The sequence below is a fragment of the Rhodococcus sp. (in: high G+C Gram-positive bacteria) genome (assembly GCF_049299235.1).
Taxonomy (GTDB): domain Bacteria; phylum Actinomycetota; class Actinomycetes; order Mycobacteriales; family Mycobacteriaceae; genus Rhodococcus.
In genome coordinates, this window is sequence record NZ_JBAQXC010000091.1 from 1 (window position 1) to 13,814 (window position 13,814).

Annotated in this window: 12 protein-coding genes and 1 pseudogene; 9 read left to right on the forward strand and 4 right to left on the reverse strand. The window is 68.2% G+C overall.

What is annotated here, in order from left to right; all coding sequences use genetic code 11:
• The 3 genes and pseudogenes from WAX14_RS05130 to sucD all read left to right on the forward strand — a co-directional run.
• Window positions 1-279 (forward strand): annotated as a pseudogene (locus WAX14_RS05130) (hypothetical protein); the annotation flags it as partial.
• Window positions 280-423: 144 nt separating this feature from the next.
• Window positions 424-1,593, forward strand: a complete 1,170-nt coding sequence (gene sucC / locus WAX14_RS05135) for an ADP-forming succinate--CoA ligase subunit beta (RefSeq protein WP_422627012.1) — start codon at window positions 424-426, stop codon at window positions 1,591-1,593.
• A gap of 16 nt (window positions 1,594-1,609) precedes the next feature.
• Entirely contained in the window at window positions 1,610-2,512 is a 903-nt protein-coding gene (gene sucD / locus WAX14_RS05140; RefSeq protein WP_422627013.1) for a succinate--CoA ligase subunit alpha, read from the forward strand.
• A gap of 85 nt (window positions 2,513-2,597) precedes the next feature.
• Here the strand turns inward: sucD and WAX14_RS05145 are convergent, their stop codons facing one another.
• Window positions 2,598-3,221, reverse strand: coding sequence for an IMPACT family protein (locus WAX14_RS05145; RefSeq protein ID WP_422627014.1), 624 nt, complete (start codon window positions 3,219-3,221; stop codon window positions 2,598-2,600).
• A gap of 65 nt (window positions 3,222-3,286) precedes the next feature.
• Here WAX14_RS05145 and WAX14_RS05150 point away from each other — a divergent pair, with 65 nt between their 5' ends.
• From WAX14_RS05150 to purH, 4 genes are all read left to right on the forward strand, one after another.
• A complete protein-coding gene (locus tag WAX14_RS05150; protein ID WP_422627015.1) occupies window positions 3,287-4,294 on the forward strand; it encodes a DUF5336 domain-containing protein in 1,008 nt (335 codons plus the stop codon).
• A 65-nt stretch (window positions 4,295-4,359) separates the two neighbouring features.
• Window positions 4,360-6,006, forward strand: coding sequence for a DUF6350 family protein (locus WAX14_RS05155; protein ID WP_422627016.1), 1,647 nt, complete (start codon window positions 4,360-4,362; stop codon window positions 6,004-6,006).
• A gap of 83 nt (window positions 6,007-6,089) precedes the next feature.
• Window positions 6,090-6,737 (forward strand): phosphoribosylglycinamide formyltransferase, encoded by a 648-nt coding sequence (purN, locus tag WAX14_RS05160; protein WP_422627023.1) that lies wholly within the window; start codon window positions 6,090-6,092, stop codon window positions 6,735-6,737.
• Window positions 6,724-8,277 (forward strand): bifunctional phosphoribosylaminoimidazolecarboxamide formyltransferase/IMP cyclohydrolase, encoded by a 1,554-nt coding sequence (gene purH, locus WAX14_RS05165; protein WP_422627017.1) that lies wholly within the window; start codon window positions 6,724-6,726, stop codon window positions 8,275-8,277. The genes purN and purH overlap by 14 nt, the downstream gene beginning before the upstream one ends.
• A gap of 54 nt (window positions 8,278-8,331) precedes the next feature.
• Here purH and WAX14_RS05170 read toward each other — a convergent pair whose 3' ends face one another.
• From WAX14_RS05170 to WAX14_RS05180, 3 genes are all read right to left on the reverse strand, one after another.
• A complete protein-coding gene (locus WAX14_RS05170) occupies window positions 8,332-8,571 on the reverse strand; it encodes a hypothetical protein (RefSeq protein WP_422627018.1) in 240 nt (79 codons plus the stop codon).
• 263 nt (window positions 8,572-8,834) lie between these two features.
• Entirely contained in the window at window positions 8,835-9,794 is a 960-nt protein-coding gene (locus WAX14_RS05175) for an alpha/beta hydrolase family protein (protein WP_422627019.1), read from the reverse strand.
• A 59-nt stretch (window positions 9,795-9,853) separates the two neighbouring features.
• Entirely contained in the window at window positions 9,854-10,441 is a 588-nt protein-coding gene (locus WAX14_RS05180) for a DUF4126 domain-containing protein (RefSeq protein ID WP_422627020.1), read from the reverse strand.
• 70 nt (window positions 10,442-10,511) lie between these two features.
• Between WAX14_RS05180 and WAX14_RS05185 the strand changes: the two genes are divergently transcribed.
• Together WAX14_RS05185 and WAX14_RS05190 are read left to right on the forward strand one after the other, a co-directional pair.
• Window positions 10,512-11,900, forward strand: a complete 1,389-nt coding sequence (locus tag WAX14_RS05185; protein WP_422627021.1) for an ATP-binding protein — start codon at window positions 10,512-10,514, stop codon at window positions 11,898-11,900.
• A partial coding sequence (locus tag WAX14_RS05190; protein ID WP_422627022.1) for a vWA domain-containing protein occupies window positions 11,897-13,814 on the forward strand: 1,918 nt, incomplete at its 3' end. The genes WAX14_RS05185 and WAX14_RS05190, both read left to right, overlap by 4 nt.

Sequence of the window (13,814 nt, forward strand, 5' to 3'; positions counted from 1 at the left end):
GTCCTGGCCTATCCGTGGGGTTTCGACGTGTGGGGGCGGATGCTGCTCGCGGTCGCGGTTGTCGTCGCCTCGGTGGTCGCGCTGCGGTCGCGGCCGGCGCGTGGAGGCGCGTTGCTGCTGGGTGCGGCCGCCGCGACGGCCGGCTACGCGTCGTCGTGGGTGCTGGTCCGCAGCGCCATCTCGGAGCCGGTCGCGGTCGCCTGGTCGGCACCTGTCATCCTGGGGACGGTGCTCCTCTTGGTTGCGGCGTGGCTCACATTCCGGGAGGAAATCCCGTGAGGTAGCCCGTGCACCCGCGAAACCCGTGACATGCGCCACAAGGCGGGAGTGCGGACGTTTCGTGGGGTGTCCAAGTAACTAGAGTCCGAACCGGCCCGCTCAAAACCCCCGAGCGGGCGTGAACGCAGACGAGACGGTGAGCAGATGGATCTCTTCGAATACCAGGCGAAGGAACTCTTCGCCAAGCATGACGTGCCGACGTCGGCCGGCCGCGTTACCGACACGGTTGCCGGTGCCCGCGAGATCGCGGAGGAAATCGGCAAGCCGGTCATGGTCAAGGCGCAGGTCAAGGTCGGTGGCCGCGGCAAGGCCGGTGGCGTCAAGTACTCGGCGGACGTCGACGCGGCAGTGGCCAACGCCGAGGCGATCCTCGGCCTCGACATCAAGGGCCACGTCGTCAAGAAGCTGCTGGTCGCGGAGGCGAGTGACATCGCCGAGGAGTACTACATCTCCTTCCTGCTCGACCGCACCAACCGCACCTACCTGGCCATGTGCTCGGTGGAGGGTGGCGTCGAGATCGAGGTCACCGCCGAGGAGAACCCCGACGCTCTCGCGAAGATCCCGGTGGACGCCGTCAAGGGCGTCGACCTCGCGTTCGCGCGTGAGATCGCCGTTGCAGGCAAGCTGCCCGCCGAGGTGCTCGACGCCGCCGCCAACACCATCCAGAAGCTGTGGGAGGTGTTCATCAAGGAGGACGCTCTCCTCGTCGAGGTGAACCCCCTCGTCCGCACCCCCGACGACCAGATCCTCGCCCTCGACGGCAAGGTCACCCTGGACGCCAACGCCGACTTCCGTCAGCCCGGCCATGCCGAGTTCGAGGACAAGGACGCCACGGACCCGCTGGAGCTCAAGGCCAAGGAGAACGACCTCAACTACGTCAAGCTCGACGGCGAGGTCGGCATCATCGGCAACGGTGCGGGCCTGGTCATGTCGACCCTGGACGTCGTCGCGTACGCCGGCGAGGAGCACGGTGGCGTCAAGCCCGCCAACTTCCTCGACATCGGTGGCGGCGCCTCGGCGGCCGTCATGGCTGCCGGCCTCGACGTCATCCTGAACGATGCGCAGGTCAAGAGCGTGTTCGTGAATGTCTTCGGTGGCATCACCGCGTGTGACGCAGTCGCCAACGGCATCGTCGGAGCCCTGCAGACCCTGGGCGACGAGGCCAACAAGCCGCTCGTCGTGCGCCTGGACGGCAACAACGTCGACGAGGGTCGCCGCATCCTCGCCGAGGCCAACCACCCGCTGGTCACGGTCGTCGCCACCATGGACGAGGCTGCCGACAAGGCTGCCGAGCTCGCGTTCGCAGCGAAGTAAAGGGACACACAGAACAATGGCAATCTTCCTTACCAAGGATTCCAAGGTCATCGTCCAGGGCATCACCGGCGGCGAGGGCACCAAGCACACCGCCCTGATGCTCAAGGCCGGTACCCAGGTCGTCGGCGGCGTCAACGCCCGCAAGGCCGGCACCACCTTGTCGCACACCGACAAGGACGGCAACGCCGTCGAGCTGCCCGTCTACGCGACCGTCGCCGAGGCCATGAAGGAGACCGGCGCCGACGTCTCCATCGCGTTCGTCCCCCCGGCCTTCTCGAAGGACGCCATCGTCGAGGCCATCGACGCGGAGATCCCGCTGCTCGTGGTCATCACCGAGGGCATCCCGGTGCAGGACTCCGCGTACGCGTGGGCCTACAACGTCGACAAGGGCAACAAGACCCGCATCATCGGCCCCAACTGCCCCGGCATCATCACCCCGGGTGAGGCGCTCGTCGGCATTACCCCCGCCAACATCGCGGGCAAGGGCCCGGTCGGCCTGGTCTCCAAGTCGGGCACCCTGACCTACCAGATGATGTTCGAGCTGCGCGAGTACGGCTTCTCGACCGCCATCGGCATCGGCGGCGACCCGGTCATCGGCACCACCCACATCGACGCCATCGAGGCGTTCGAGAAGGACCCGGAGACCAAGGTCATCGTGATGATCGGCGAGATCGGTGGCGACGCCGAAGAGCGTGCCGCCGACTACATCAAGGCCAACGTCACGAAGCCGGTCGTCGGCTACGTCGCAGGCTTCACCGCCCCCGAGGGCAAGACCATGGGCCACGCAGGCGCCATCGTCTCCGGCTCCTCGGGCACCGCGCAGGCCAAGAAGGACGCCCTCGAGGCGGCCGGCGTCAAGGTCGGCAAGACGCCGTCGGAGACCGCCGCTCTCGCGCGCGAGATCCTGAACTCCCTGTAAGCGTCGTCACCGCTCCCCGGAGCATCGAGCGAATGTATCCCTCGATCGATTCAATCGAGCGAGGGATACATTCGCTCAGTTCGTTCTAGGCGTCGATCCAGTCGGTTCCGGCGGATTCCACTTCGGCCGCACCCGAGGTCGACGACGCCACCAGCCCTTGAAGTTCGTCCCGGTCGCGGCCCGCAACCGTGATCGTCGCCCGGTCGGCGTAGACGACGCCGAGCACCGCGACGCCGCGCGCACGCAGTTCCGCTTCCACCCGGCCCGCGTCGGCATGACCGACGCCGAACGTGAACTTCTCCCGTTTGCGCCGTTCCGCCAGTGACGCCGAATCCAACGCAGCCGACACGGCGCCCGAGTAGGCCCGCACCAATCCGCCCGCACCCAGCTTGATCCCACCGAACCAGCGGGTCACCACCACCGCCACGTTCACCAGGTCACGGTGGTGCAGCACCTGCAGCATCGGAACACCCGCGGTGCCGCCGGGCTCACCGTCGTCGCTCGAGCGCTGCGCCCGCGATGCCGGTTCGTCACCGACGACGAACGCCCAGCAGTGGTGCCGCGCATCCGGGTACAGACGGCGCTGCTCGCCGGTGAACGCGATCGCGTCGGCAGGTGATTCGACGCGGCGCAGCGTCGCACGGAAACGCGAGTGCCGCACCTCCGTCTCCAGCACGACGTCCGGTCCGGGCACGAGTGTGTACGGCATGGCCCCCATTGTGGCGATCGGTGCATAGGCTGGTTGCAGCACATCCGACGACCGCAGGAGGATCGATGACATTCCCAGCGAATCAGACCCCGGACCAGGGGGGTGGCGGGTCGTCGGCGAAGCTCGTGCCGGTGCTGCTGCCGGTGGCGGTCGCGGTCCTCGGTGTGGTGAATTTCCTGTTCGGTCTCGCCCCGTACATGCGGATCAACTTCGGCGGGCACGTCGCCCTGTCCGCGTTCGAGTTCGGCTTCGCGGTGGTGCCGTTGGCGATGCTGCTGCTCGGTGGAGTGTGCGCCGCCTTGTCGCTGCTGCCCGGTCAGGACTTGCGTGCCGTCGCATTGGCCGCATCCGCGGTCGGATTCGTGACGTCGCTGTTCCAATGGTTCCAACTGCCCGACGATTCCGGCATCGCGTGGGGCGGAGTGGCCATCTTCGTGTTCGGGTTCCTGCAGACCGCGGTCGCGGTGGTGGCTCTGTTGTTCGGGATCGGTGTACTCGTTCCCGCAGCGCGGTCGGCCTCACAGCCCGCGCAGCAGCAGTTCCCGCAGGCCGGCGGGTACGGCAGGCAACCGGAGCATCCGCAATCGGTCGGGCAGTTTTCGCAACAGTACGGCGGGCAGTTCCAGAGCCCGGAGGCCCCGAGCTCCCAGCAGTACGGTGGTGGCCATTACCCGAGTCAACAGCCGTATCCGAGCCAGTACCCCACCCAACAGCAGTACCCGAGCCAGCAGAACCCCAGCCAGCAGAACCCCAGCCAGCAGTACCCCAGCCAGCAGTACCCCAGCCAGCAGCAGTACCCCAGCGATCACTATGCCGCGCAACCGTACGGCGCGCCCTCGTACGAGACGCAGCAATTCTCTGCGCAGTCGCACGCCACCCAGCAGCACGCCACCCAGGCGCACCCGAGCGGCCAGCAGCACTATCCGAGCGGGGGAGCGCCCGAGGTATCCGGTCACGAGGACGACACCGAACTGGTCCGCCCCACCGCGGACACCGACCCGACCGTCGTATCCCCCGCACCCGGCGACCAGGACTCCACCCAGGTGATCAAACCGAACGACGAGAAGCAGTGACGGCGTTCGAGTCGGGTCGGCGCGCCTGACCACAACCACCCGCGCCGAGTGACACCCTCGTTTCGATGACTTCCGACTCGATGATTTCCGGCTCGACGACTTCGGTGCCAGGCCGGAACTCCCGCCACCCCACGAACCAGGATTCGCCGGATCCGGAGCAGTTCCGCATCCTGCTCGGCACCGCAACTCGCGTGCCTGCCTTGACGATGGCGCTGGTGGTGACGATCGTCGTGACGACGCTCGTGGCAGCGGGCAGCGACCTCACCGGGGTGTACGCGGCGATCGCGGGCACGTGGCTCGGACTGCACCAGGTCACTCTCACCATCGACGGCACCGCGCTCGGTGTGCTGCCACTGCTGCCGACCGCAGTGCTGCTGTGGGTGTCCGCCCGGTCGTGTGCGTCGGCTGCGGACGCGATGGTCGCGCACAGCGGGTATCTGCTCGACCGCCGCGACGTCGCGCGGATCACCGCGGCGATACTCGCCGGACCGCTGACCGTCACGGTCGCTGCGCTCGTCGTCATCCAGGATGCGTCGAGTGTGCTGCCGGTGTCGGCGCCGGACCCCGCCCATTCTCTGGCATGGGTGACGGGCCTGTACCTGTTGTCGGCGATGCTCGGTGTCGGGTCGAGGATGTGGCGTCCGCTGTGCGACCGGTACTCGGTTCCCGAATGGCTGGTCGACTCGGTCCGGCCCGCGACCCGCGTGGTGCTCGGCATGTTCGCGATGGGCGGCCTGCTCACCGTCGTCGGGATGCTGTGGTCGTGGCCGACGATGGGCGAACTCCTCGGCCGCGGCGAGAACTGGATCGGCGTTCTCGGGTTGCTGGTCGTCTCGATCCTGTATCTGCCGAACGTGATGATCGGTGCGGCCGCGGTGCTGGCAGGCAGCACCGTCGAAGTCGGCGATGTCCGGCTGAGCCTGTTCGAAGCGACCGGTGGCGACCTTCCGGCGCTGCCCGTGCTGGCGGCGATCCCACCCGGTCCCGCGCCGTCGTTCTGGCCGGTGGCGCTCGCGGTGCCCGCCACGATCGGGGCGCTGCTCGGCCGGTATGTCGCGAAACGCAACCTCGAGGCCCAGGCGCGCGGCGAATATGTCACCGCGAGCGACGGCGCCCTGACCGTGTTGGCGGCCTCCGCCGAAGCCGGACTCGTCACCGCGCTCGTGACGTGGGCTGCCGGTGGCCGGCTCGGATACTTCGGGGTGGTCGGCGGCAACTGGTGGCTCGCCGGGATTCTCGTGTTCGCGTGGTCGGGTCTGCTCGGACTGATCACCGCGCAACTGCTGCTGTGGCGGGAAGGCAGGTTGGCCGCGGCCGAAGCGGCGGCGGCGCGCACAGCGGCGGCGGACGGCGACTCGGCCTCCGGGAACGGGGACGGGGACGACCGGGACGACGAGGATCGGGACGGCGAGGACTGGGTTGGCGAGGACGACGAACCGAAGGCACTCGAAGCCGCGCCCGCCGTGGATGCCGAGCAGGATGACGACCCGCCGGGGGACGACCCGCTGGAGGACGGCCCGAAGGACGCCAGTCCGAAGGACGACCCCGACGACCCCGACGTCGTCGATGTGGAAATCGTCGAGGACGACGAGGAACCCGCGCCCGAACCGGACGAGAAGGACACCGAGGAACCGGATGTCGTCGACGCGGAGATCGCCGGCGAAACCGACGGCAGGGACCTGCCGAAAGGTCCCCGGAACACCAGCGACTAGGCTCTAGGCTGCCGAGGGTCCGGCCGACCCGATCACGACCGACCTTTCGAGAGTTCGAGCTTCCAGAATGCAGGAGTAGAGCGCTGACTACCCCGCGTGACCAGTTGCCGCCCACCGCGCCGGCGCGCGTCGTCGTACTCGCCTCGGGGACCGGCACGCTGCTGCGATCGTTGCTCGACGCCACCCGCGGCGACAGCTACCCGGCCCGGATCGTGGCAGTCGGCGTGGACCGCGACTGTGCGGCCCTCGATCATGCTCGTGCCGCGAACCTCACCGGCTTCCGGGTCGCCGTGCGCGACCACGCCGACCGTGCCGCCTGGGACGGCGCGCTCACCGCTGCCGTCGCCGCGCACGAACCGGACCTGGTGGTGTCGGCCGGTTTCATGAAGATCCTCGGCCCCGCATTCCTCGAGCGCTTCGGTGGCCGCATCATCAACACGCATCCGGCGTTGCTGCCCGCGTTCCCCGGCGCGCATGCCGTCGCCGATGCCCTCGCCTACGGCGTGAAGATCACCGGATCGACGGTGCATCTCGTCGATGGCGGTGTCGACACCGGGCCGATCCTCGCGCAGGAACCGGTGCCGGTCCTCGACGGCGACGACGAGGACACCCTGCACGAGCGCATCAAAGTTGTGGAGCGACGGTTGCTGGCCGAGGTGGTCGCCGCTGTCGCAACCCGTGGAGTTGTATCCGATGGACGAAAGGCCGTGATCCCCGGTGACCGAACGTAAGGCTGTGCGGCGCGCACTGGTCAGCGTGTACGACAAGAGTGGACTGGTCGAGCTGGCGACCGGACTGCACGAGGCCGGTGTCGAACTGGTTTCCACCGGCTCCACGGCCGCGACCATCGCGGGCGCCGGTGTGCCCGTGACGAAGGTCGAAGAGCTCACCGGATTCCCCGAGTGCCTCGAGGGTCGGGTCAAGACGCTGCACCCGCGCGTGCACGCGGGCATCCTCGCCGACACCCGCAAGCAGGACCACCTCGACCAGATCGCCGATCTCGGCATCGAGGCGTTCGAATTGGTGATCGTCAACCTGTACCCGTTCACGCAGACCGTCGCCTCGGGTGCGACCCCCGACGAATGCGTCGAGCAGATCGACATCGGTGGCCCGTCGATGGTGCGTGCCGCCGCGAAGAACCACCCGTCCGTCGCGGTGGTCGTCGACCCGGCCCGCTACGACGCGGTCATCGAGGCCGTGCAGGCAGGCGGGTTCACCCTGTCCGAGCGCAAGGCCCTTGCGGCGCAGGCATTTCAGCACACCGCCGCCTACGATGTCGCGGTCGCAAGCTGGATGAACAGCGGCTATGCCGCCGAGGCGAGTCGGTTCCCGGCGTGGGCGGGCGCGACCTGGACTCGTGCGAACGTGCTGCGTTACGGCGAGAACCCGCATCAGGCGGCCGCGCTGTACGTGAACGAGGGCGGCGAGCCGGGTCTGGCGCAGGCGCACCAGTTCCACGGCAAGGAAATGTCGTACAACAACTACCAGGACGCCGACGCCGCGTGGCGGGCCGCGCACGACCACGACCGGCCGTGTGTCGCGATCATCAAGCATGCCAATCCGTGCGGTATCGCCGTCGCCGACACCGTTGCCGAGGCGCACCGCAAGGCACACGAGTGCGACCCGGTGTCCGCGTTCGGTGGCGTCATCGCCGTCAACCGCGAGGTCAGTGTCGAGATGGCCGAGCAGGTCGCCGAGATCTTCACCGAGGTGATCATCGCCCCGGCATACGCGGACGGCGCCGTCGAGGTTCTGGCCCGCAAGAAGAACATTCGTATCCTGCGGGCCGATTCCCCGACGTCCGCGCCGATCGAACTGCGGCAGATTTCCGGTGGTTTGCTGTTGCAGGAACGGGATCTGCTCACCGCCGACGGCGACACCGCGACGAAGTGGGATCTCGCGTGCGGGGACGCCGCCGACGCGCAGACTCTCGCCGATCTGGAATTCGCGTGGCGCGCGTGCCGTGCCGTCAAGTCTAATGCGATCCTGCTGGCGTCGGGCGGCGCGACCGTCGGTGTCGGAATGGGTCAGGTCAATCGCGTCGATTCGGCGCGTCTCGCGGTCACCCGTGCCGGCGACCGGGTCGTCGGTTCCGTTGCCGCATCCGATGCGTTCTTCCCGTTCGCGGACGGCTTGCAGGTTCTCACCGAGGCCGGTGTCAAGGCCGTCGTGCAGCCGGGCGGATCGGTTCGTGACAACGAGGTGATCGACGCTGCCCGCGAGGCCGGCGTGACCCTCTACCTGACGGGTGCACGCCACTTCGCGCACTGATCGCCCGCGGCCACGGAGTTTCGAGGTGGGCCGCCCGCCCGACGGGACCTGATGTCAGGCCGCGTACGGGTGGGTGGCTTCCTGCCGAGATGATCCCTCGATGTCGGTGATGCGCCTGCCGTCGGAGATGACGAGCCGGGCGGCGCCGCGGTCGAGGAGTTCGCGGATGAGATCGGCGGCGAGCGCGCCCTTCTCGGTGGGGACGTGGCTCAGGTCGATCGTGATGGCGTGTCCGGTCAGGTCGGTGGGCAGGTCTTTCGGGACGGAGCCGGCGGCTCCCAGTCGTAACTTCATGTGGTTCTCCTTGCAATCGAAAAGGTATGGGGATAAAAAAGGGCACCCGAGGCGATGCGCCTGGGGTGCCCGAGAATCGAGTCGAATGTCACTCTATTCCCGGGATCGCCATGCGGCGCAATGGAAGTGGAACTCGGGTACGAATCGATACATGCTCTTGTGATGGTGCATCGAACGGTACCTTTCTCGAGTATCCGGTGGGTTAACGGGGAACCATACCCTAATGACGCAGTTTTTACATCCCGAGTTTCCGGGCGGTGCGGTTACAGACCGCACAGCCAGTCCACGAAGCCGTCGGTGAACTCCGCCGAATACGGCAGGTCGGCGATGTAATCGGCACCGGTGGACTGCTGGTCGCCGATGTCCTTGAGGACGTGGTTCGCGTTGCGCAGCCGCAGCGACGTCAACTTGGTGTGCACGAGTGCGGCGTCGAGCGCATCGACGTCCTCGACGCGCAATTGGATGTCCTTGTCGGAAACGCTGGTCAGGACGGGCAGCGCGCTGTCGATCTGTGCGGCGAGCATCCGCGGATCCAGGGCGTCCTCTTCGGCGAGTGCCTTCGCATTCGTCGGGACCAGACCCGCATTGCGCAACGGTTCGGGCAGGCGGTCGCTGAGGGTGCCGTCCGCGCGCAGCGACTCCACTGCCCCGGTCAGTGCGACCCGCAGTTCGTCGGCGACCTGGGCAGGGAGCTGACCAGCGGCGACAACCGCGTCGAGTTGCGCGTCGATCTGGGCGGTCAGCAGATCCAGCAGGCGTACCGCGAGCGGCTCGAGCAGGGCGAGACCGGCGACCGGCGCGCCGGCGTGCGCGATCGCCAGCGCGATGAGCGCGCCCTCGCTGTGTCCGACGACGTAGACCCGCGCAGGGTCGACACCCGGCTGGTCGGCGAGGAATCGCAGGCCGTCGCGGGCGGCATCGATGAACGTGGAGAAGCCGAGATCGGCGACGTCGGCGACCTCGTACGGGCCGAGACCGGTGACGCCGCTACCGAGTTTGTCGTACCGCAGGCTCGCGAAACCGTTGATCTGGAGGATGTCCGCGAGGTGACGGAGGATACCGATCGGGCCGGGCAGCAACGCGCTGTCGCCGTTGCGGTCGGTGGGGCCGCTGCCTGCGAGCAACAGCACGGCGGGAACCGGGGCGTCACCGGCAGCAGGCACGCGCAGGTTGCCGTGCAGCGTCACGTCGCCACTGGTGAAGGTGATCTCGGTTTCCGCCATGCCATGTGTCTATCAGAAGACCCGGACATCACGGGCATCGGCACGGCGTGTGCGAGGAACTATCCGGTCACTTCGGCGACTCGCAGGCGCACCCGAACGCGGCGGTAGCCGCGGTACCCGAACCAGCCGAGCAGAGCGAGCAGCGGGATCACCAGCAGCGGCAGGATCATCGAGATCAGCGACGTGACGAACGAGGTGACGCTGTCGATCACCGACAGCACCGGGTTGCCGAGACCGGCGGTGGTCGCGGTGCTCACCGCACGGGTACCGGTCTGCGCGGTGCTCACGGCCAGCGCGGTCGGTGCGCCGATGACGATGCCCGCGATCGCGGCCATCGCCGGATCGAGATTCGCGAACGCCGCCCAGGCCGCGACCGCACCCGCCACCGGCCGGGTGACCGTACCGACCAGCGACATCGCGTTGTCGACCAGCGGAATCAGATCGGCGAGGACCTCGACGACCGTTGCGATCGCCAGGGCGACGAGCGCGGCGGACGATCCGATCCACTGCATCGACTCGTTCACGGCGATGCTGAACAGTCCGAAGTGCACGGCAGCGCTGAGCATGAGCAACGGGAGGAACGTGCGCAGGCCGGTGGCGGCCGCCAGGCCCAGGCCCAGCAGTGCCGCCAGGATCCAGATCTCCATTCGGAGAGTGTAGGGCGGGTGATGCGCGTCGCAGATGCCGAATCGGCCGCGCGGTCGTACCTTGGGTGAGGTGACGTCACCCACAATCAGGCCGTCCACCGTCGGCGAGTTGCGCGCGTCCGGGCACGTGCAACGTCCGGTGAAGGACGAGATCCGGCAGAACCTGCTCGCCGCACTGCGCGACGGCACCGACCCGTGGCCCGGCATCGTCGGATTCGACGACACCGTCGTCCCCCAACTCGAACGCGCACTCCTCGCCGGCCACGACGTGGTGCTCCTCGGCGAACGAGGACAGGGCAAGACCCGACTGTTGCGGACACTGCCGCTGCTGCTCGACGAATGGACCCCGGTGATCGCCGGTTCCGAACTCGGCGAACACCCCTACGATCCGATCACCCCGGCGTCGGTCCGTCGCGCCGCCGAACTCGGCGACGACCTGCCCGTCGACTGGCGGCACCGCAGCGAGCGTTATGCCGAGAAACTCGCGACCCCGGACACGTCCGTCGCCGATCTCGTCGGCGATGTGGACCCGGTGAAGGTCGCGGAAGGTCGCAGTCTGGGCGACCCCGAGACCATCCACTTCGGGTTGGTGCCGCGCGCCCATCGCGGCATCGTCGCCATCAACGAACTGCCCGACCTCGCCGAACGCATCCAGGTGTCGTTGCTGAACGTGATGGAGGAACGCGACATCCAGGTCCGCGGCTACACACTCCGGTTGCCGCTCGATGTGCTGCTCGTGGCGAGCGCCAACCCGGAGGACTACACGAACCGCGGTCGGATCATCACCCCGCTCAAGGACCGGTTCGGTGCGGAGATCCGCACCCACTATCCCGTCGAACTCGACGACGAGGTCGCGGTGATCGAGCAGGAGGCGGTGCTGCAGGCACGCGTCCCGGACTTTCTGCTCGAGGTGCTGGCGCGGTTCACACGGCTGTTGCGTGAGTCGACATCGATCGATCAGCGGTCGGGGGTGTCGGCGCGATTCGCGGTCGCGGGGGCGGAAACGGTGGCGGCCGCCGCGATGCACCGCGGCGCCGTGCTCGGTGAGGACGACCCGGTGGCCCGGCCGGTCGATCTGGGCACCGTGGTGGAGGTACTGCGAGGCAAGGTCGAGTTCGAATCGGGTGAGGAGGGACGCGAATTCGAGGTGCTCGACCACCTGCTGCGGCGCGCGAGCGCGGACACCGCGCGGGAACGGCTCGCCGGGATCGACCTGGCGAGCCTGGTCGCTGCGATCGAACAGGGCCGGCCGGTCACCACCGGAGACCGGGTCACCGCGAAGGTCCTGCTCGACGAACTGCCGGAGCTGCCGGTGCTCGACGTCGTCGCCGACCGTCTCGGTGCGGGTGATATCGGAACCCGAGCTGCCGCAGTCGAGTTCGCGCTCGAGGGGCTGTATCTGGCGCGGCGCATCGCCAAGCACGACGCCGACGACGGTACCGCGGTGTATTCGGGATGAGCAGGGGCGCGCGGTACGGGCCGTACGACGGTGGTGATCCGCTGGCGGCGCCGGTGGATCTGCGCGACGCACTCGCCGCGATCGGCGACGATGTGCTCGCGGGCAGTTCGCCGCGGCGTGCCCTGCGGGAATTGTTGCGGCGTGGCCACGGCGCTGTGCGTGGCCTGGACCGGCTTGCGGCGCAAGCGAACCGGCGCAAGCGGGAACTGCTCGCGCGGACCAACCTCGACGGGACCCTGCGGGAGGTGCGTGAACTGCTCGACCGTGCGGTGCTCGCCGAACGCAAGGAACTCGCGCGTGCCCTCGACGACGACGCGCGGTTCGCGGAAATGCGGATCGAGGAACTGCCGTCGTCGACCGCGCAGGCCGTGTCGGAACTCGCCGACTACGACTGGCGCAGTCCCGAGGCACGGCAGGACTACGACAAGATCCGCGACCTGCTCGGCAGGGAGGTCCTCGATCAGCGGTTCGCGGGGATGAAGCAGGCGCTCGAAGGCGCCACGGACGAGGATCGGCGCCGGGTCGACGAGATGCTGCAGGACCTGAACAACCTGCTGGACAAGCATTCTCGCGGTGCAGACACACCCGAAGATTTCGAACAGTTCATGGCCGAGCACGGCGACTTCTTCCCGGAGAACCCACAAGACGTGGAGGAACTGCTCGATTCGCTGGCGCAGCGCGCGGCGGCGGCACAACGACTGCGGAACTCGATGACCCAAGAGCAGCGCGACGAACTGGACGCGTTGGCGCAGCAGGCATTCGGGTCGCCGTCACTGATGGAGCAACTGGCCCGCCTCGACGGACACCTCCAGGCCGCGCGACCGGGTGAGGACTGGTCCGGGTCCGAACGGTTCCGCGGCGACCAGGGGATGGGGTTGGGTGAGGCCACCGGGGCGTTGCAGGACATCGCCGAACTCGACGCACTCGCCGAACAGTTGTCGCAACAGTACGCGGGGGCGTCCCTCGACGACATCGACCTGGACACGCTCGCCCGGCAACTCGGCGACGAAGCCGCCGCCGATGCGCGCACCCTCGCCGAGTTGGAAAAGGAACTGCAACGGCAGGGTTTCTTCGATCGGGGTGCGGACGGGCAGTGGCGATTGTCGCCGAAGGCGATGCGGCAACTCGGGCAGACCGCGCTGCGTGACGTGATGAACCGATTGTCGTCGCGGGGCGGGCAACGCGAAACGCGCCGCGCCGGGGCGATGGGCGAACCGACCGGGACGTCGCGTCCGTGGGAGTTCGGCGACACCGAATCCTGGGATGTGGTACGCACACTCACCAATGCGACGTTGCGCGACCCACATCGGATTCCGGTGCGGATGGCAGTCGCCGACGTGGAGATCGTCGAAACCGAACAGCGGACGCAGGCGGCGGTCGCGTTGCTGGTGGACACGTCGTTCTCGATGGTGATGGACGGTCGCTGGGTGCCGATGAAGCGCACTGCGCTGGCCCTGAACCACCTGGTGTCGACAAGGTTTCGTGGGGATGCACTGCAAATGATCGCGTTCGGGCGGCACGCGCGGGTGGTCACCGCGACCGAATTGGCCGGATTGGACGGGGTGTACGAGCAGGGCACCAACCTGCATCACGCGCTGATGCTCGCGGGCAGGCACCTGCGTCGGCATTCGAACGCTCAGCCGGTGGTGCTCGTCGTCACCGACGGGGAACCGACCGCGCACCTCGAACCGGAGGGGTATGCGATGTTCGACTACCCGCCGAGCCGCCGCACCCTGGGATTGACCGTGCGGGAACTCGACCATCTGGCGCGGCTGGGCGCGCAGGTCACCATCTTCCGGCTCGGCGACGATCCCGGGCTGGCCCGGTTCATCGACCAGATGGCCCGCCGGGTCGGCGGCCGCGTCATCGACCCCGACCTCGACGGGCTGGGCGCCGCCGTCGTCGGGGACTACC

Coding starts and splice junctions, on each gene's coding strand:
- sucC (WP_422627012.1), top strand. CDS start 424: ATGGATCTCTTCGAATACCAGGCGAAGGAACTCTTCGCCAAGCATGAC.
- sucD (WP_422627013.1), top strand. CDS start 1,610: ATGGCAATCTTCCTTACCAAGGATTCCAAGGTCATCGTCCAGGGCATC.
- WAX14_RS05145 (WP_422627014.1), bottom strand. CDS start 3,221: ATGCCGTACACACTCGTGCCCGGACCGGACGTCGTGCTGGAGACGGAG.
- WAX14_RS05150 (WP_422627015.1), top strand. CDS start 3,287: ATGACATTCCCAGCGAATCAGACCCCGGACCAGGGGGGTGGCGGGTCG.
- WAX14_RS05155 (WP_422627016.1), top strand. CDS start 4,360: ATGACTTCCGACTCGATGATTTCCGGCTCGACGACTTCGGTGCCAGGC.
- WAX14_RS05170 (WP_422627018.1), bottom strand. CDS start 8,571: ATGAAGTTACGACTGGGAGCCGCCGGCTCCGTCCCGAAAGACCTGCCC.
- WAX14_RS05175 (WP_422627019.1), bottom strand. CDS start 9,794: ATGGCGGAAACCGAGATCACCTTCACCAGTGGCGACGTGACGCTGCAC.
- WAX14_RS05180 (WP_422627020.1), bottom strand. CDS start 10,441: ATGGAGATCTGGATCCTGGCGGCACTGCTGGGCCTGGGCCTGGCGGCC.